At 66.4% G+C, this 17,312-nt stretch carries 17 protein-coding genes; 11 read left to right on the plus strand and 6 right to left on the minus strand.

Going from position 1 to position 17,312, the window contains the following annotated elements; all coding sequences use genetic code 11:
- Nucleotides 1-16 precede the first annotated feature (16 nt).
- Nucleotides 17-1,159: a pyridoxal phosphate-dependent aminotransferase gene (locus tag OOZ63_RS21875; RefSeq protein ID WP_266007740.1), complete on the plus strand. Its 1,143-nt coding sequence runs from the start codon at nucleotides 17-19 to the stop codon at nucleotides 1,157-1,159.
- A gap of 12 nt (nucleotides 1,160-1,171) precedes the next feature.
- Here OOZ63_RS21875 and OOZ63_RS21880 read toward each other — a convergent pair whose 3' ends face one another.
- Nucleotides 1,172-3,010, minus strand: coding sequence for a FimV family protein (locus tag OOZ63_RS21880; RefSeq protein WP_266007741.1), 1,839 nt, complete (start codon nucleotides 3,008-3,010; stop codon nucleotides 1,172-1,174).
- Between the two features lie 244 nt (nucleotides 3,011-3,254).
- On the opposite strand from OOZ63_RS21880, the gene OOZ63_RS21885 reads away from it, so the two are divergent.
- Nucleotides 3,255-3,959, plus strand: coding sequence for a Crp/Fnr family transcriptional regulator (locus OOZ63_RS21885; protein WP_266007742.1), 705 nt, complete (start codon nucleotides 3,255-3,257; stop codon nucleotides 3,957-3,959).
- Nucleotides 3,960-4,009: 50 nt separating this feature from the next.
- A complete protein-coding gene (locus OOZ63_RS21890; RefSeq protein ID WP_266007743.1) occupies nucleotides 4,010-5,089 on the plus strand; it encodes a phosphotransferase in 1,080 nt (359 codons plus the stop codon).
- Nucleotides 5,090-5,092: 3 nt separating this feature from the next.
- On the opposite strand, the gene OOZ63_RS21895 is transcribed toward OOZ63_RS21890, so the two are convergent.
- Nucleotides 5,093-5,776 (minus strand): hypothetical protein, encoded by a 684-nt coding sequence (locus OOZ63_RS21895; protein ID WP_266007744.1) that lies wholly within the window; start codon nucleotides 5,774-5,776, stop codon nucleotides 5,093-5,095.
- A 102-nt stretch (nucleotides 5,777-5,878) separates the two neighbouring features.
- On the opposite strand from OOZ63_RS21895, the gene OOZ63_RS21900 reads away from it, so the two are divergent.
- The 8 genes from OOZ63_RS21900 (at nucleotide 5,879) to OOZ63_RS21935 (ending at nucleotide 12,697) form a co-directional block, all read left to right on the plus strand.
- A complete protein-coding gene (locus OOZ63_RS21900; RefSeq protein ID WP_266007745.1) occupies nucleotides 5,879-6,571 on the plus strand; it encodes a glutathione binding-like protein in 693 nt (230 codons plus the stop codon).
- Between the two features lie 70 nt (nucleotides 6,572-6,641).
- Nucleotides 6,642-7,139: a (2Fe-2S)-binding protein gene (locus tag OOZ63_RS21905; RefSeq protein ID WP_266007746.1), complete on the plus strand. Its 498-nt coding sequence runs from the start codon at nucleotides 6,642-6,644 to the stop codon at nucleotides 7,137-7,139.
- Nucleotides 7,136-9,313: a xanthine dehydrogenase family protein molybdopterin-binding subunit gene (locus tag OOZ63_RS21910; protein WP_266007747.1), complete on the plus strand. Its 2,178-nt coding sequence runs from the start codon at nucleotides 7,136-7,138 to the stop codon at nucleotides 9,311-9,313. Before OOZ63_RS21905 ends, OOZ63_RS21910 begins: the two co-directional genes overlap by 4 nt.
- A gap of 5 nt (nucleotides 9,314-9,318) precedes the next feature.
- Nucleotides 9,319-9,714: a sulfur oxidation c-type cytochrome SoxX gene (soxX, locus tag OOZ63_RS21915; protein WP_266007748.1), complete on the plus strand. Its 396-nt coding sequence runs from the start codon at nucleotides 9,319-9,321 to the stop codon at nucleotides 9,712-9,714.
- Nucleotides 9,715-9,717: 3 nt separating this feature from the next.
- Complete coding sequence (locus OOZ63_RS21920) at nucleotides 9,718-10,149, plus strand: SoxY-related AACIE arm protein (protein WP_266007749.1); 432 nt, start codon at nucleotides 9,718-9,720, stop codon at nucleotides 10,147-10,149.
- Between the two features lie 10 nt (nucleotides 10,150-10,159).
- A complete protein-coding gene (gene soxZ / locus OOZ63_RS21925; protein ID WP_266007750.1) occupies nucleotides 10,160-10,480 on the plus strand; it encodes a thiosulfate oxidation carrier complex protein SoxZ in 321 nt (106 codons plus the stop codon).
- Entirely contained in the window at nucleotides 10,477-11,214 is a 738-nt protein-coding gene (gene soxA, locus OOZ63_RS21930; protein WP_266007751.1) for a sulfur oxidation c-type cytochrome SoxA, read from the plus strand. Before soxZ ends, soxA begins: the two co-directional genes overlap by 4 nt.
- A gap of 55 nt (nucleotides 11,215-11,269) precedes the next feature.
- Nucleotides 11,270-12,697 (plus strand): dihydrolipoyl dehydrogenase, encoded by a 1,428-nt coding sequence (locus OOZ63_RS21935; protein ID WP_266007752.1) that lies wholly within the window; start codon nucleotides 11,270-11,272, stop codon nucleotides 12,695-12,697.
- Here the strand turns inward: OOZ63_RS21935 and OOZ63_RS21940 are convergent.
- The 4 genes from OOZ63_RS21940 to ettA form a co-directional block, all read right to left on the minus strand.
- A complete protein-coding gene (locus OOZ63_RS21940; RefSeq protein WP_266007753.1) occupies nucleotides 12,694-14,070 on the minus strand; it encodes a sensor histidine kinase in 1,377 nt (458 codons plus the stop codon). The genes OOZ63_RS21935 and OOZ63_RS21940 overlap by 4 nt on opposite strands.
- A 12-nt stretch (nucleotides 14,071-14,082) precedes the next feature.
- A complete protein-coding gene (locus OOZ63_RS21945; protein WP_266007754.1) occupies nucleotides 14,083-14,790 on the minus strand; it encodes a response regulator in 708 nt (235 codons plus the stop codon).
- 99 nt (nucleotides 14,791-14,889) lie between these two features.
- Nucleotides 14,890-15,387: a Spy/CpxP family protein refolding chaperone gene (locus OOZ63_RS21950; RefSeq protein WP_266007755.1), complete on the minus strand. Its 498-nt coding sequence runs from the start codon at nucleotides 15,385-15,387 to the stop codon at nucleotides 14,890-14,892.
- A gap of 120 nt (nucleotides 15,388-15,507) precedes the next feature.
- On the minus strand, nucleotides 15,508-17,172 hold the full coding sequence (ettA, locus tag OOZ63_RS21955; RefSeq protein ID WP_266007756.1) for an energy-dependent translational throttle protein EttA: 1,665 nt from the start codon (nucleotides 17,170-17,172) through the stop codon (nucleotides 15,508-15,510).
- Nucleotides 17,173-17,312 lie beyond the last annotated feature (140 nt).

Here is a 17,312-nt window from a genome sequence, read left to right on the forward strand (position 1 = left end):
CGAGACCCCAATAACCATGCGATTGCACAGCCGCCTGCCCCATGTGGGCACCACGATCTTCAGCACCATGTCGGCACTGGCCCATCAGCATCAGGCCGTCAACCTCGGCCAGGGCTTTCCCGACTTCGATTGCGATCCGCGCCTGCTTGACGCCGTCGGCCGCGCGATGGCCGGTGGCCACAACCAGTACCCGCCAATGCCCGGCGTGCTGCTGCTTCGCGAGGCGGTCTCGGCCAAGATCGAAGCCCTGTACGGGCACCACTACGACCCCGGAAGCGAAATCACCATCACCGCCGGTGCCACCCAGGGCATCTTCACGACGTTGCTGGCCATCGTGCATCCAGGCGACGAGGTCATCGTGCTGGAGCCCTGCTACGACAGCTATGCGCCCAATATCGAGCTGGCCGGCGGGGTCATCGTACGCGTACCGCTGACGCCGGGCAGTTTTCGCCCCGACTTCGAGCGCATCGCCGCCGCAATCAGCCCGCGCACCCGCGCGCTGATCATCAACACACCGCACAACCCCAGCGCCACCGTTTGGAGCGATGCCGAGATGCGGCAACTTGCCACGCTCCTAGAGGGCACCGAGGTGCTGCTGATCAGCGACGAGGTCTACGAGCATATGGTGTTCGACGGCCAGGCCCACCAAAGCGTGGCGCGTCTTCCTGAGCTGGCGGCACGCAGCTTCGTGATCTCCAGCTTCGGCAAGACCTACCACGTCACCGGCTGGAAGGTCGGCTATGTGGCTGCGCCGGTGGCGCTGTCGGCCGAGTTCCGCAAGGTGCACCAGTTCAATGTGTTCACCGTCAACACCCCGGTACAGCACGGCCTGGCCGCTTACATGGTCGACCCGGCACCCTACACGGGGCTGCCGGACTTCTACCAGCGCAAGCGTGATCTCTTCGCGGCCGGCCTGACCGGCAGCCGCTTCAAGCTGCTGCGGACCCAGGGCAGCTACTTTCAGTGCGTTGATTATTCGGCCATCAGTGCGCTAGGTGATGCCGAGTTCTGTCAATGGCTGACGCGCGAGGTCGGTGTCGCCGCGATCCCGCTTTCGGCCTTTTATGCCGGAGGCAGCAGCGCGCCCGTCATCCGCTTTTGCTTCGCTAAGCAGGACGAGACCCTAAGTCTGGCACTGAGCAAGCTCGGTGGGCTCTGAGCCGGCCGCGGATTAGGGGCGCTCGGGTTCGTCCAAAGAGATATCGACCTCCAGCGTCTGCGATTGCGGCGGACGCTGGCTGGCCGGCGGCTGCCAAGCCATCGTCGCCATCATGCCGCTGGAGCCGGGCGTATCCAGCGGCAGGAACAGATCGATCTCGTCGCCGCGTACCTCGTGCTCAGACAGGTCCCGAGCGACGCCGTAAAGCATCAGCAGCTCACGGTAGCTTTGCAGATCCAGCAGGCCGCCGTCAAGACCTGACCCTTGCGGACTTCCCGTCAGCAAGCGTTGCAGCAAGGCCATGCAGGCCCCGCTGTCGCGCCAGCAGGCCTGCAGCAGCGCCAGCGTTGATGACTGAGCCTGCAGCCCGGCACTGGCACCGATGGCAGGTCCCCAGGCTGGCGCCGAGATGCCGAATGCGGCGGCGTATCGCTGGGCGGCAATGGCGAACGCCGCCTCATCGCCGCGCCGTTGCAAGACCTCCAGCAGCTTCAGATGCGGCAGGGCGACCTCGGCGCCCGAACCTTGCAGACGACTCTCCAGCAGCTCAATCGCCGCCGCGTCCTGCCCCAGCACCATGAAGAAATCAATCTGCTGCTCCAGATCGATCAGTTCCTCCACCGTGACGGTGCAGGCCACGTTATTGGCCGGGACATCCGAGACCAGCGTGCCGGCCGGTGGTGCATCCACCAGCTGGAGGCCGATTGGCTCCGGCGCCACCTTTAGCGCAGCGACAACAGGCGGCTGTAGACTTGGCGCCACCGCGGCGACCAAGCTGGGAAGTGCCAGGGTTGGTTCATCCTGTGCCGTCAAGGCGCCCCAGTGAGACATGACCTCGACTGCCGCAGGCGCGGCCCCAGCAGCCGGCACTGCAGCCGTCGGCACTGCCGGCTTGCTCGGCTCGGCGGGCGCCACCGGATCAGCCGCACGCTCAGAGCGCGCCTGGTCCCACCAGGCCGATTCCTGTGACAGTTGCTCGCCGCGACGACTGCGCCAGAAGTACAGACTGCTGCCCGCCAGCATCAGGCTCAACAGCCCCAGTGCGTACACCCAGGGACCCTGCGAGCCCGCCGACTGAGCCTCGACCAACCGCTGGCTGACCAGTTTGAGCTCCTGACGGGTGGCCTGGTTCTCGGCCTGCAACTTCAGCAGGGTCTGTTCAAGCTGAGCCAGGCGGGCCTGCGTAGCCGCATCAGGAGCCGATGCGGCAGCGGCTGCCGACGCTGCCGACGCTGCCGGCGCGGCCGCCAGCACCTCGGCCGGCTCGAGCATCAGCATCGGGGCCGGGCTAGGTTTGGGGCTGCGGGCCGGACGCCGGGGCCGCGACGGCGCCTTGGCAACAGGTTTTGCCACCGGGGGAGCTGAGGCCGCTGACGCGGGGGCCTGACCCGGCGCCAGCAAGGCCTCGGGCATGGCCTGGGCAGTGGCCAGCGCGGCACTCAGCGCCGGCGAATACTGGCGCAACACCGGCTCCGGCACAGCGGCCGGTGTGGTAGCCGCCCCCGGCGGATCGATGAAGGCGATGTACTGGCGGGTAAAACGCGCCGGACAACCCAGGCTCAGATTGATCGTCACCAGCGGCTCGTCGACCTGCACCAGGCTTTGCAGCCGCACCGCGCGCACCGCCGCCTCGCCCTCACCCTCCAGTTGCAGCTGGATCAGATTGGCAGGGACCCGCGATTCCCCGGCCAGCACCTCGGCCCGCACACAGTCTAAGCTCAGGGTCTCTCCGCTGGCCAGCCGCACGGGGAACACCAGGTTCAGCGACTGCCCGAGCGCCGACAGGGTCAGCGGACGCCCGACACCCAGAGCCTGCACGGGGCCTAGCGCTGCCGCACTGAGGACAAACACGCTAAGAACGCGGGGGGGCAAACCCTTGCGAGACAAGGCTCGGTACATGCAGGGATGATCTGTTGTTTGCTGGGCACTCTAGCATGTCGGGCACCACAACAAGTGCGGTCAAACCCAGCATCAGCACACCAAAGCCGCAGCTGTTCCATTGTTCACACAGTGCCCGCCTCTTGGCAGCGTCGCAGCAGACTCATGGACAATGACCGAGAAGGGCAGCCTGTAGCTGTCACGTCAGCGACTAAGCATGAATAGCACGGTTCTTACAATTCCCGAACGCAGCAATATCGAGTCGGGGTCGTGGTTCTCCAAACTGTCCGCGCCCTTGCGAGGCGACATTCTCTCGCGTGCTACGGTGCGCCGCCTGGGCGACAACGCCCTGCTGTCCTGCCGCGGCGAACCGGCCGAGGAATGGGTCGGCGTGGCCAAGGGCGCGGTGCGGGTCAGCTCGGTCTCGCTCTCGGGCAAGCAGATCACGCTGACCTACGTGGAACCCGGCACATGGTTTGGCGACATCTCGCTGTTCGACGGCATGCCGCGCACTCACGATGCCACCACCCATGGCGACACCACCTTGCTGGTGGTGCGCAAGCCCGACTTCAAGGATCTGCTGTCGCGCCACTCCGAGCTCTACGAGGCCTTGCTGCGCCTGAACTGCCGGCGCCTGCGCCTGATGTTCGATGTGGTCGAGGATCTGAACACCCGGCCGCTGGCCTCGCGCCTGGCCAAGCAGATCCTGCTGCTGGCGCGCTCCTACGGCGTGCCGCAGGGCGAGGAAATCCGTATCGGCCTGCAGCTCGCGCAGGAAGATCTGGCCCAGATGCTGGGCGCCTCGCGCCAGCGCGTCAATCAGGAGCTCAAGGGCTTCGAACGCGACGGCGCGGTGCGAGTGGAGCCCACCCGCCTGGTGTTGCTGAGCAAGGAAAAGCTGATGGCCATCGCCGCACGCTGATCCCGGCTCGCGCGTCGCCGGGCCTGTCCAACAACCATTGAAGGAACCCCATGGACGACGCATTCACAGGCACCCGCGAGCTCGCGCAGGCGCTGGACACCGAGGCCCTGGACCGCTGGCTGAGTGCCCAGGTGCCAGGTTTTGCCGGCCCGCTGCGCATCGAGCAGTTCAAGGGTGGTCAGTCGAACCCGACCTACAAGCTGCTCACGCCCAGCGCCAGCTATGTGATGCGCTCCAAGCCCGGCCCGGTCGCCAAGCTGCTGCCCTCCGCCCATGCGATCGAGCGCGAGTTCGCGGTGATGAAGGCGCTGCAGGGCACGGCGGTGCCAGTTCCGCGCATGCTGGCGCTGTGCGAGGACGAGGCCATGATAGGCCGGGCGTTCTACGTCATGGAGTTCATCGAGGGTCGGGTCTTGTGGGACCAGAGCCTGCCGGGCATGGGCCCGGTCGAGCGTGGCGGCCTCTACGATGAGATGAACCGCGTGATGGCAGCACTGCACAACGTCGACTTCGCGGCCGCCGGGCTGACCGGCTACGGCAAGCCAGGCAACTACTTCGAACGCCAGATTGGGCGCTGGAGCAAGCAGTATCAGGCGTCGGTCACCGGTCCCAACGAAGCCATGGACAGACTGATCGAATGGCTGCCGCTGAACATCCCAGCTTCGGCGCGCGACGAGCGTGAGGTGGCCATCGTTCATGGCGACTACCGGCTCGACAACCTGGTATTTCACCCGACCGAGCCGCGCGTGCTGGCGGTGCTTGACTGGGAGCTGTCGACCCTCGGTCACCCACTGGCCGACTTCAGCTACCACTGCATGTCGTGGCATATCCGGACCTCGGGGGCGGCGCGCGGCCTCGGCGGCCATGACCTGGCCGCGCTGGGTATTCCCGATGAACTCAGCTACGTGCGTCGCTACTGCGAGCGCACCGGCCGCGCAGACATGGCCCTGGTGATGCGCGACTGGAACTTCTACCTGGCCTACAACCTGTTCCGTATCGCCGCTATTTTGCAAGGCATTGCCAAGCGCGTCGAGGCCGGCACGGCCTCCAGTGAGCGGGCCCGCGAGGCAGCGGCCGGCGCCCGGCCGATGGCCGAGCTGGGCTGGCAGTTCGCGCGGCGCGCTGCCTGAGCGTCAACGCCCCGGCAGCTCGCCCAGAGGTGGCTGGCTTTGCCAGGCCACCGATGTGGTGGTCGGCCAGGGCCCGCCATCGGCCAGCCGTGCATTGACACGCTGGGCCTCGCGGCAGGCTGTCTCCAGCAGCTTCACCAGCCCTTGGATCTCGGCCAGGGTCGGTTCCTGCATCGAGACGCGCAGATAGACATTGCCGCGCAGCACCATCAGCACAAAGGGCCGCTCCTCGGGCAGCAGATCCTGGCTGGCCTGGATTAGCAGGTCGCTGAGCGCGTTCTCCAACCAGGCCGACACCACTTCCTGGTTGATCGCAACGGCGCCGAAACGCTCCTTGACCAGCTTGTGAGGATAGTTCTTCAACTTGGCGAACATCACCAGCCAGCGCATCTCCTCGGGCGTGTCGGTATCGACCCGGGTCTTCAAGGTGTCGGTATAGGCCTCAAACACCGCCTTCTCCAGCCGCTCCATCAATGAGCGCGCCAGCACCATCATTTGCAGATCCGAGTGCAGCCCCAGCTCGCAGCGCATGCGCAGCTCATTACCTTCGATATAGCTGCGCTGCGACGGCGCCCATTCGATGCGCAGCGCGCCGCCCGGCGCGGCCTTGGCCTGCTCGATCTGGAAGCCGCGCGCATCGCGGCTCTGGCGAAACTGCGCGCCGCGGCTCTCGGCCCAATCGGCCATGTGCTTCCACCGCGCGGCATTGGCCCGTGCGACAAACCAGCGTTTAACTTGCTTAATTAACATGGACTAGGACAATGAGCTGCGCAGCGTGGAGAGCAAACAATGATTGAAGTCTATTCATGGCCCACACCCAATGGGCACAAAGTTCACATCATGTTGGAAGAATGTGACCTGCCGTATAAGGTGATCCCCGTGGACATCGGCGCCGGGGCTCAGTTCGAGCCCGGCTTTCTGTCCATCAGCCCCAACAACAAGATTCCCGCCATCGTCGACCCCGATGGGCCGGAGGGAAAACCGATATCGCTGTTCGAATCGGGTGCTATTTTGCTCTACCTGGCCGGCAAAACCGGCCGCCTGTTGCCCGGTGACACGGCGGCTAAATACGAGGTGCTGCAATGGCTGATGTTCCAGATGGGCGGCGTCGGTCCGATGCTTGGTCAGGCCCACCACTTCCGCATCTACGCGCCCGAGAAAATCGATTACGCGATCAATCGTTACAGCAATGAGGCCAGGCGTCTTTACAGCGTGATCAACAAGCGCCTGGCCGCCAGCACTTATCTGGGCGGACCCGATTATTCGATCGCCGACATCGCCACCTTCCCCTGGCTGCGCTCATGGAAGAACCAAGGCGTGGAGCTGGGCGACTATCCGCATCTCAAAGGTTGGTTCGACGAGATCTCCGCGCGACCGGCGGTGCAGCGCGGCGTCGAGGTGCTCGCCCAGCAGCGCAAACCCCTGGTCACCGACCAAGCCCGCGAGGTGCTGTTCGGCGCGACCCAGTACAAGAAACACTGAGCGTCAGCGCGCCTTGGCCAATCCTGCTAGGCTTGCGCGGCCCGTCACTGCGAAGCTCAGGAGATAAGCCATGGCCCAGTTGAATGTTAACGGTGCGCTGCGCGAATTCGAGGCCGATCCCGACACCCCCTTGCTGTGGGTGCTTCGTGAACAACTCGGCCTGACCGGCAGCAAATACGGATGCGGCATCGCCCAGTGCGGTGCCTGCACCGTACACATCGACGGCGTCCCGACGCGCTCCTGCGTGCGGCCCGTCTCCAGCCTCGGGGCCAAGGAGAAGATCGTCACGATCGAAGGCCTCTCGCCCGATGGCAGCCACCCGGTACAGCAGGCCTGGGCCGCGCTGGACGTGCCGCAATGCGGCTTCTGCCAGAGCGGCATGATCATGGCGGCCGTTGCGCTACTGAAGGACAAACCCAGGCCCAGCGACGCCGACATTGACGCGGCGATGAACAATATCTGTCGCTGCGGAACCTACAACCGCGTGCGCGCCGCCATTCACCATGTGGCCGGCGGCTCCAAGCGCGCGGCCATCCCTATCCGTATCGTCGACGGGGGTGCCGCATGAGCCAGACCTTGACCACAACACGCCGACAATTTCTTCAGCGCAGCGCCCTCGGCGGCGGCGGACTGATGCTGGGCTTTCACGTGCCGCTGCCGGCGCTGGCGCAAGCCACGGCGGCCACGCCCGAGATCAATGCCTGGGTGCTGATCAGGCCCGACGACAGCGTGGTGATCCGCATTGCCCGCTCTGAGATGGGCCAGGGCACGCTGACCGGCCTGGCTCAGCTGGTTGCCGAGGAGCTGGAATGCGACTGGTCCAAGGTCACGACCGAGTACCCGACGCCCGGGCAAAACCTGGCACGCCAGCGCGCCTGGGGCAATTTCTCGACCGGCGGCAGCCGCGGCATCCGCGAATCACATGACTATGTGCGCAAGGGCGGCGCCGCCGCGCGGCTGATGCTGATCCAGGCGGCGGCCGCCGAGTGGGGCGTGCCGGCCGCCGAATGCACGACAGCCAAGAGTCTGATCAGCCACAAGCCCAGTGGCCGCAGCACCAGCTACGGCAAGATGGCCGCAGCGGCCGCCAGGCTGCCCATCCCCGCCGCAGCCGACATCAAGCTCAAGGAGCCCGGCGCCTGGACCCTGGTCGGCCAGCCCATACGCCGTCTCGACACCCGCGACAAGCTGACCGGCGCCCAGGTCTACGGCATGGACCTGAAGCTGCCCGGCATGCTCAATGCCGCAATCAAGGACTGCCCGGTGTTCGGCGGCAAGCTCAAGAGCTTCGACGCCGCCGCCACATTGAAGCGCCCCGGCATCAAGGCCGTGCTGCCGGTCGGCGACAGCGCCGTGGCCGTGGTGGCCGATACCTGGTGGCGCGCCAAGACTGCGCTGGATCAGCTCCCTATCCTCTGGGATGAAGGCCCCAACGCCCAGCTCAGCAGCACCGCCATCGCGGCGACGCTGAAGGAGGGGCTGGATGCACAAGACGCGGTGCCCGGCACCAAGTTCGGCGATGCGCCGACGGCCATCGCGGCTTCAGCCCGCCAGTTGGAAGCCATCTACAGCTACCCCTTCCAGAACCACGCCACGATGGAGACGATGAACGCCACCGCGCGCTGGACACCGGAGCGTTGCGAGGTCTGGACACCGACCCAGAACGGCGAGGCTGCGCTGGCCGCCGCCGCCGAGGCGGCCGGCCTGCCGCCGGCGCAGTGCGAGGTCTACAAGCTGCTGCTGGGCGGCGGTTTCGGCCGGCGCGGTGCCGTCCATGACTGGGTGCGCCAGGCTGTGGCCATTGCCAAGCAGATGCCCGGCACGCCGGTCAAGATGATTTGGTCGCGTGAGGAGGATATGCAGCACGGCCGCTACCACCCGGTCACGCAGTGCAAGCTGACGGCGGGTCTGGACGCGCAGGGCAAGATCACGGGCCTGGCCATGCGCATCTCGGGCCAGTCCATCGTGGCCGGCATCTTCCCGCAGAACATCCGCGACGGCCGTGATCCGGTGGTGTTCCAGGGGCTGAACGCCGATGGCCCTGAGGGGCATCTGGGCTACAAGTTCCCGGCCCTGCTGATCGAGCATGCGATGCGCAATCCTGCGGTGCCGCCGGGCTTCTGGCGCGGTGTCAATCTGAACCAGAACGCGATCTATATGGAGTGCTTTTTGGACGAGATCGCCCATGCGGCCAAGCGCGACCCGCTGGCGCTGCGCCGCGAGCTGCTGGCCGGCTCACCCAAGCACCTGGCGGTCTTGAACGCGGTGGCCGACAAGGCCGGTTGGGGCCGACCCGCACCCAAGGGCCACCATCGCGGGCTGGCCCAGATCATGGGCTTCGGCAGCTATGTCGCGGCCTGTGCCGAGGTCTCCGTCGGGCCCAAGGGCGCGCTGAAGATCCACCGCATCGTTGCCGCTACCGACTGCGGTCATGCGGTCAATCCGCAGCAGATCGAGGCCCAGGTCGAGGGCAGCTTTGTCTACGGCCTGTCGGCCGCTTTGTTCGGCGAATGTACGGTCAAGAACGGCCGCATCGAGCAGAGTAATTTCCACGACTATCCGGTGCTGAAGATGGAGCACATGCCCAAAGTCGAAACCGTGGTGATGCCCTCGGGCGGCTTCTGGGGTGGGGTCGGTGAGCCCACTATCGCGGTGGCCGCGCCTGCGGTGCTGAATGCCATCTTCGCTGCCACCGGCAAGCGCATCCGTCAGCTGCCGCTGAAGGATCAGTTGGCGGCCTGAGCGCCATGCTGCTGGCCACGTTGGTGCTGGTGTCGGCGACCACTGCCGATGTCATCCCCGAACCGCTGCAGGGGCTGCAGGGAGATGCGCAGCGCGGCCGCGCCATCGTCGCGAGCCGCCAGACCGGGCTGTGCCTGCTGTGCCACAACGCGCCCATCCCTGAGGAGCGCTTTCAGGGCACACTGGCGCCCAGTCTGGCGGGCGCCGGTGCGCGCCTGAGCATCGGCCAGCTGCGCCTGCGCATCGTCGACAGCCAGCGCGTCAACCCCGACTCCATCATGCCGGCCTATCACCGCTTGGACGGCCTGAATCAGGTCGGGCGCGACTGGCGCGGCAAGCCGGTGCTGGATGCCCAGCAGGTCGAGGATGTCGTGGCCTATCTGCACACCTTGAAGGACTGAGGCATGGACCGCTCACGCCGTCTGTGGCTCGGTCTGAGCATGTTCCTGGCGCTGCGGCCGGCCGGCGCCACGCCCGAAGCGCTTCGCGAGGCAATCGCCGGCTTTGCTGCCGGCACACCGGTCCAGCGCGGGCGCATCACGCTGGAGATCGCGCCGCTGGTTGAGAACGGCAATGCCGTGCCCATCAGCATCACCGTCGCCAGCCCGATGACCCCGCAGGACCATGTGCGCGAGATCGCCCTGTTCACTGAGCAGAACCCACAGCTGGAGGTGCTGCATTGCAGACTGAGCTCGCACGCTGGCCGGGCAGAGGTGTCGACCCGCATCCGGCTGGCCACAAGCCAGCAGATCGTCGCGCTGGCACGCCTGTCCGACGGCAGTTGCTGGCAAGCCAGCGCCGATGTGGTGGTCACGCTGGCCGCCTGCGTGGAGTAGCAAGCCCATCATGGCTAGAACGCTGATCACCCTGCCCGCCAGCGCGCCGCGCGGCAGCATCATCGAGATCCGCACGCTGATCGCGCACCCGATGGAGACCGGCTACCGACGTGACAGTGACGGCAGCCTGCTGCCGCGCAACATCCTGCGCCGCTTCGAGTGCCGCTACAACAACGAGCTGGTGTTCAGCACCGATCTGTTCGCCGCCATCGCCGCCAATCCTTATCTGGCCTTCCCGCTGCGGGTCGGCGACAGCGGAACGCTGAGCTTCAGCTGGATCGGCGACCAGGGCTTCGCGCAGACTGAGACCGTTACGCTGACCGCGACATGAAGGCCTGGCCGGCGCTGCTGCTGATCGCGACCGCACTGCCCGCCTGGGCGCGCTCGGGCTTCGAGCAGCTGAGCCCGGCGCTGCAGGCCATGCAGCGCGATGACGCCCAGAACCCGGCCATGCTGTGGGTGCAGGACGGCGCCCAGCTGTGGACTCGCGGCCCTGACAAAGCTTGCGCCTCCTGCCATGGGGATGCAAGGCAGAGCATGGTCGGCGTGGCTGCCCGCTATCCGGCCTTCGACACCCGCTCGGCCAGGCCGCTGAACCTGGCCCAGCGCGTCAACCAGTGCCGCAGCGTCCACCAGGGCCGCCCGCCGTGGCCGCCTGAGAACGCCGAGCTGTTGGGGCTGACGGCCTTTATCGGTCTGCAGTCGCGCGGCCTGCCGCTGGCACCCCCCACCGACGCGCGGCTGGAGCCGGCGCGGGCGCGTGGTCGGGTCTTGTTCAACGCTCGTATCGGCCAGCTCAATCTGAGCTGCGCGATCTGCCATCAGGCCAATGTCGGGCAGCGTCTGGCAGGCAGCCTCATTCCGCCGGGTCATGCGAACGGCTACCCGCTATACCGGCTGGAATGGCAGGGACTGGGTTCGCTTCAGCGCCGGCTGCGCAACTGCATGAGCGGAGTGCGGGCCGAACCCTTTGCCTGGGACGCGCAAGAACTGCTTGATCTGGAACTCTATCTGGCTCAGCGCGGCGCTGGCCTGCCGATCGAGACGCCGGCCGTGAGACCTTGAGCTTGTGAGCGCCACGGGCTCCGATATGCTTGCCCGCTCACCAAGGACAGCTGCTATGCATCACCACCGCCTGATCATTCTCGGTGCCGGCACTGCCGGCCTCAGCGCCTACAAGCAGGCCAGCGAACTCAGCGATGACATTCTGCTGATCGACCCGGGCCCGTTGGGCACCACCTGCGCGCGGGTCGGTTGCATGCCGTCCAAAGCCTTGCTGCAGGTGGCGCGCGAGGTCCACGCCACACACAGTCTCTACCGGCGCCGGCTGCTCAAGGGCACCCTGCCCGAACTGGACTCGGCAGGCGTGATGCAGCAGGTGCGCGCGCTGCGCGACCACTTCGTCAGCGGCCCGGTGCGAGCCGTCGACAAGATGGGAAAGCACTATCTACAGGCCAGCGCTCGTTTCGTCGCGCCGAACCGCATCGAGGCGCGCAGCGTCACCGGCGTCGAGCTGTTCAGTGCCGATGCCATCATCGTCGCCACAGGCAGCCGTCCCCTGGTGCCGCCGGCCTGGCAGGCCTTCGGCAGCCGGGTGCTCAGCAGCGACAGCCTGTTCGAGCTGCCGGACCTGCCGGCGCGAATGGCCGTCATCGGCCTGGGCGCGCTGGGCTGCGAGCTCGGCCAGGCGCTGGCGATGCTGGGTGTCGAGGTCCACGCCTTCGGCCGTGGCAGCGCCCGGGTGGCCGGCATGGCCCAGCCCGAACTCAGCGCCCTGGCGCATGCGGCACTGTCCGAGCATTTCTCGATTCATCAAGGCCATGAGGCCCAGTTGCGAGCCGCCGATCCGGGCCTGGTGGTCGAGTTCGGCGAGCAGCGCATCGAGGTCGACGCAGTACTGGCTGCCTTGGGTCGCACGCCGGCAGTCGAAGGGCTGAACCTGGCCGCGCTGGGACTACCCCTCGATGCACGAGGCCTGCCGTCCATCGATGCGCAAAGCCTGCGCGCCGGTGACACGGCGGTGTTCTTTGCCGGCGATGTCAATGCGCTGACGCCGCTGATGCACGAGGCAGCCGACGATGGTCGGCTGGCAGCCTGGTATGCGCTGCATCCCGAGGCCTCATGCCTGGCCCGCCGCACACCCTTGTCCATCGCCTTCACCGAGCCGCAGATAGCACGCTGCGGTCTCGGCCAGGCGGAGCTGCCCGCTGGTGCACTGACCGGCCGCAGTAACTTCGGCACCCAGGGACGCTCGGTCATCATGGGGCAGACCCATGGCCTGATGCTCGTCCATGCCGATGCCGGCGGTCGGCTGATCGGCGCCGAGATGGTGTGCGCCGGTGCCGAGCATCTGGGCCACGAACTGGCCTGGCTGATACAGCGCCGTGTCGATGTCATCGAGGCGCTACAGCTTCCCTTCTATCACCCGGTGCTGGAAGAAGGTCTGCGCAGCGCGCTGCAGGACATCCGCCGCCAGTTGCCCGCGCGCGAGCGCCGCCCCGACCTACCCTTGTGCGGCCAGTCAGACGAGGGCTTACCCGGCGTCTAGGTCGCCCTCTGAGGAAGACTCAGCACAAAGCAGCTGCCGCCGCCCTCACGGCCTTCGCAACGCACTTCTCCGCCGTGGCGCTGCGCGATTTGCTTGACCAGACTCAGTCCCAGGCCGACACCGCCGGCCAGTTCGGCATGGCCGGGCAGGCGGAAGAAGGGTTCGAAGATGCGCTCACGCATCTCGGGCGGCACGCCGGGGCCGCGGTCGCAGACCCTCAGCTCCATGCTCGCACCGCGCCGACGCAACTCCAGCAGCACCTGTTCGCCGCCGTAGCGGCGGGCGTTCTCGAGCAGATTGCGCACCGCACGGCGCAGCAGGCGCTCCTCGCCGGGTACCTTGAAGTCCAGTGCGCCCTCGTCAGGATCGACCAGGGCGCCGGTGCGCGAGGCCTCCTCGGCCGCAAGGCCGAGGAGGTCGACAGGATCTTGCTGCAGCGCTTGGGCGCCGGACTCGAGCCGACTGGCCAGCAAGACCTCTTCGACCAGTGCATCGAGCTCGCCAATGTTGGTGTCGATCTCCTGCTGCAGTCGCGCACGCTGGGCCGGGCTCGACCCCTCGAGCATCGCGAAAGCCATCTTCAGCCGCGCCAGCGGCGAGCGCAGTTCATGGCTGGCATTGGCCAGCAGGCTTTGGTGCGAGCGCAGCAAGGCCTCGATCTGGCCAGCCGTGCGGTTGAAGCTGGCGGCCAGCGCAGCCACCTCGTCGCGCCCTGCGTCCTTGACCCGGTGCTGCAGATTGCCGGCGCCGAACAATTCGACACCGCGCTGCAGATTCTCCAGGCGCCGGGTCAGGCGCCGTACCACCGGATAGGCACTCACCGCCACGGCGAGGAAGAGCAGCACCAGCAGGATGACCAATGCCTCGCCGCTGGGGCGAGGCCCGAAGGGCGCCAGCAGCCAGGGGCCTTCATCGCGACGCGGCGGCCTGGCGATGCGATCACCACGCTCAGCGCGTTCACCCGCAGGGCTGGCACCAGCCACTGCGGAGCGCAACCCGCCCCGCAGCATCCACAAGCTGCGGCCATCCTCCAGCGGCACCTGCAGCAATCGCACACCCGGGTCCTTGATGCGGCGCTCGAACTGCTCCGAGGCCGCGATCCGCTCACCCTGAGGATCGTCCAGCGCGATAGACATTCGCAAGCGCTGGCCCCAGTCGCGCAGCGCCTCGGCTTGCTGTTCGCGCGGCGCGTCGGCCTCGGGCAGCGCGCGGTGAATCAGCAGCGCCATCGAACTCAGGCGCTCGGTCGCGGCGGCCTCAAAGCCGCCTCGCTCCTGCTCGATCTGGCGCTGGAACAGCCAAGCTGAGCCGAACGCAAAGGCCAGCAGCAGGACCACCAGGGTCAGATAGATGCGCAGGTAGAGTGATTTCAAGTGCGGGCGGCCTCAGCTGTCGGCGTCTTGCTTGCGCGCGAACACATAGCCCACACCGCGCACCGTCAGCACGCGGCGCGGGTTCTTTGCGTCATCCTCAATCAGCGCGCGGATGCGCGAGACATGGACATCGATCGAGCGATCGAAGGCGTCCAGCGGATGGCCTTTCAGCGCGTCCATGATCTGGTCGCGCGACAACACCCGGCCCGGGCTTTGCGCCAGCACCACCAGCAGATCGAACTGATGGCTGGTCAGATCACAGGGCTTGCCGTCCAGCCGTGCGACGCGCGCCGCCAGATCGATCTCGAGCCGACCGAAGCGCAAGACATCATCAGCCTGGCCTTCCGGCTCTGCACGGCGAAGCAAGGCCTTGACGCGGGCCTGCAGCTCGCGCGGCTCGAAGGGCTTGGCCAGATAGTCATCGGCGCCCAGCTCCAGGCCGAGAATGCGGTCCATCGGCTCGCCGCGCGCCGACAGCATCAGCACCGGCAATCGCCGGGTGCGGGGCTCGCCGCGCAGGCTGCGGCAGAAGTCCAACCCGTCGCCATCGGGCAGCATCAGGTCCAGCACCAGCAGATCGGGCAGGGCCGCCTCCAGCGCCTGCCGGCCCTGGGCCAGGCTGTGCGCGGTCTCGACCTCGAAGCCGGCGGCCGTCAGATAGTCGCCCAACATCGAGGTCAGGCGGGCATCGTCGTCAACAAGAAGCAGTCGGGTACTCATGGATGGCTGGGGCTGCGCTCGGCGGTGGCTGCCCGCGCGACGCGCCGCCACCAAGCCCGTGGACATGGAGGTGTCAAGCATAAGCGAGTCTCCGGGCACTTACTGCTTGGGGGCGTCGGCCTTGATCCGCTCGGCACGATGCTCCGCCATACGAGCCTGGCGCTTGGCCATGCGCTCGGCGAGCTTGCTGCGCTGCTCGGGCGTCAGCACGTTAGCGGCCGCAACCAGGGCCTGACTCATGCGCTTGCTGATCTGATCATGCAGGGCCTGGGCCTGCTGGCGCTGCGACTCCACCGCTGCGGCGTCGATGCTGGGTGCGGTCAGCAAGGCCTGACCCTGGGCGTGCAGCTTGCGAAGCGCTTCACGCTGCGGCTTCAGATCGGCCGCGGCGCTGCGCATGATCTGCTTGACCTCGCTGCGCTGCGCCTCGCTGGCGTCGACCTGCTCCAGCATGTGTTCCACGCGCGGGCCGCCACCCATCATGCCGTGCCCGCCGTGGTGGCCGCCCACCTTGGCCTGGGCCGACAGCGCGCCCAGGCTCAGCACGGCGGCCAGCGCGGACAGGGTCAGAAGGGACTTGGAATTGAACTTGGACATCAGGGTCTCCATCAGTCAGTAGGGGGTGACGTGATGGTGGATCCGCGACGTAAGGCCCGCATGCAGGTCCTGTAAAGATCTGTGAATCAAGAAACAGAGGCCCGCAGGCCTCTTGTGTGATCACTTGATCGGCTTGAAGCGCATGCGCTTGGGCCGCGCGCCCTCTTCGCCCAGGCGCTTCTTTTTGTCGGCTTCGTACTCGTGGAAGTTGCCGTCGAAGAAGAACCACTGCGAGTCGCCTTCGCAGGCCAGGATGTGGGTGCAGATGCGGTCCAGGAACCAGCGGTCATGGGAGATCACCATGGCTGAGCCAGCGAACTCCAGCAGAGCCTCTTCCAGCGCGCGCAGGGTTTCGACGTCCAGATCGTTCGATGGTTCATCGAGCATCAGCACATTGCCGCCCTGGGCTAGGGTTTTGGCCAGATGCAGACGACCGCGCTCACCGCCGGAGAGCTGACCGACCATCTTCTGCTGGTCATTGCCCTTGAAGTTGAAGCGGCCCAGGTAGGCGCGGCTGGGCATCACGAACTTGCCGACTGTGATGTTGTCCAGGCCGCCGGAGACGTCCTGCCATACGGTCTTGTCGGCATCCAGGCTTTGGCGGCTCTGATCGACGAAGGCCATGCGCGCAGTCTTGCCGATCTTGACCGTGCCGCTGTCCGGCGTCTCGGTGCCCTGCAGCATGCGGAACAGGGTCGACTTGCCTGCGCCGTTCGGGCCGATGATGCCGACAATGGCGCCGGCCGGCACCTTGAATGACAGATTGTCGATCAGCACCCGGTCGCCAAAGCTCTTGCTGACGTTCTCGAACTCGATGACCTCATTGCCCAAGCGCTCGGCCACGGGAATGAAGATTTCGTTGGTGACATTGCGCTGCTGGTATTCAACGTCCGACAGCTCCTCGAAACGGGCCAGACGCGCTTTGCTCTTGGCCTGGCGGCCCTTGGCATTGGAGCGCACCCACTTCAGCTCCTCCTTCATCGCCTTCATGCGGGCGTCTTCGGACTTCTGCTCGGTCTCCAGGCGCTTTTCCTTCTGGTCCAGCCAGTCGGAATAGTTGCCCTTCCACGGGATGCCATGGCCGCGGTCCAACTCCAGAATCCACTCGGCTGCGTTATCGAGGAAGTAGCGATCGTGAGTGATGGCCACCACGGTGCCAGGGAAGCGCTGCAGGAACTGCTCCAGCCACTCGACGGATTCAGCGTCCAAGTGGTTGGTCGGCTCGTCTAGCAGCAGCATGTCGGGCTTGGACAGTAGCAGGCGGCACAGCGCGACGCGGCGCTTCTCGCCGCCCGACAGCACACCGATCTGGGCATCCCAGGGCGGCAGGTTCAACGCATCGGCTGCCAGTTCCAGCTGCAGATCGGTGTTCTCGGAGCCGGCGGCGGCGATGATGGCTTCCAACTCACCCTGCTCGGCGGCCAATGCATCGAAGTCGGCGTTCTCGTCGGCATAAGCGGCATAGACCTCGTCCAGGCGCTTCTTGGCGGCCAGCACGCCGCCGATGCCCTCCTCCACCGCCTCGCGCACGGTTTGCGTCTCATTGAGTCGGGGCTCCTGCTCCAGGTAGCCGATTTTGATGCCGGGCATCGCGATCGCTTCGCCGTCGTACTCCTTGTCGACGCCCGCCATGATCTTCAGGATGGTCGACTTGCCCGAGCCGTTGACGCCCAGCACGCCGATCTTTGCGCCGGGGAAGAAGGACAGCGAGATGTCCTTCAGAATGTGACGTTTAGGAGGAACCGTCTTGTTGACGCGGTTCATTGAAAAGACGTACTGAGCCATGCTGAGTCCTGAGAGGCTTAAAAATCTGCAGGCCCGTCAAGGGCCTGCTGAGTCTTGCGAGAGCCGGTCGGATCGACACGGCCGAAGCCGCTATTGTCGCTGCTTTATACACAGCTTAGGCCGGCTTTGATGCCGACTCC

Source organism: Paucibacter sp. PLA-PC-4 (assembly GCF_026241155.1).
GTDB lineage: Bacteria > Pseudomonadota > Gammaproteobacteria > Burkholderiales > Burkholderiaceae_C > Roseateles_E.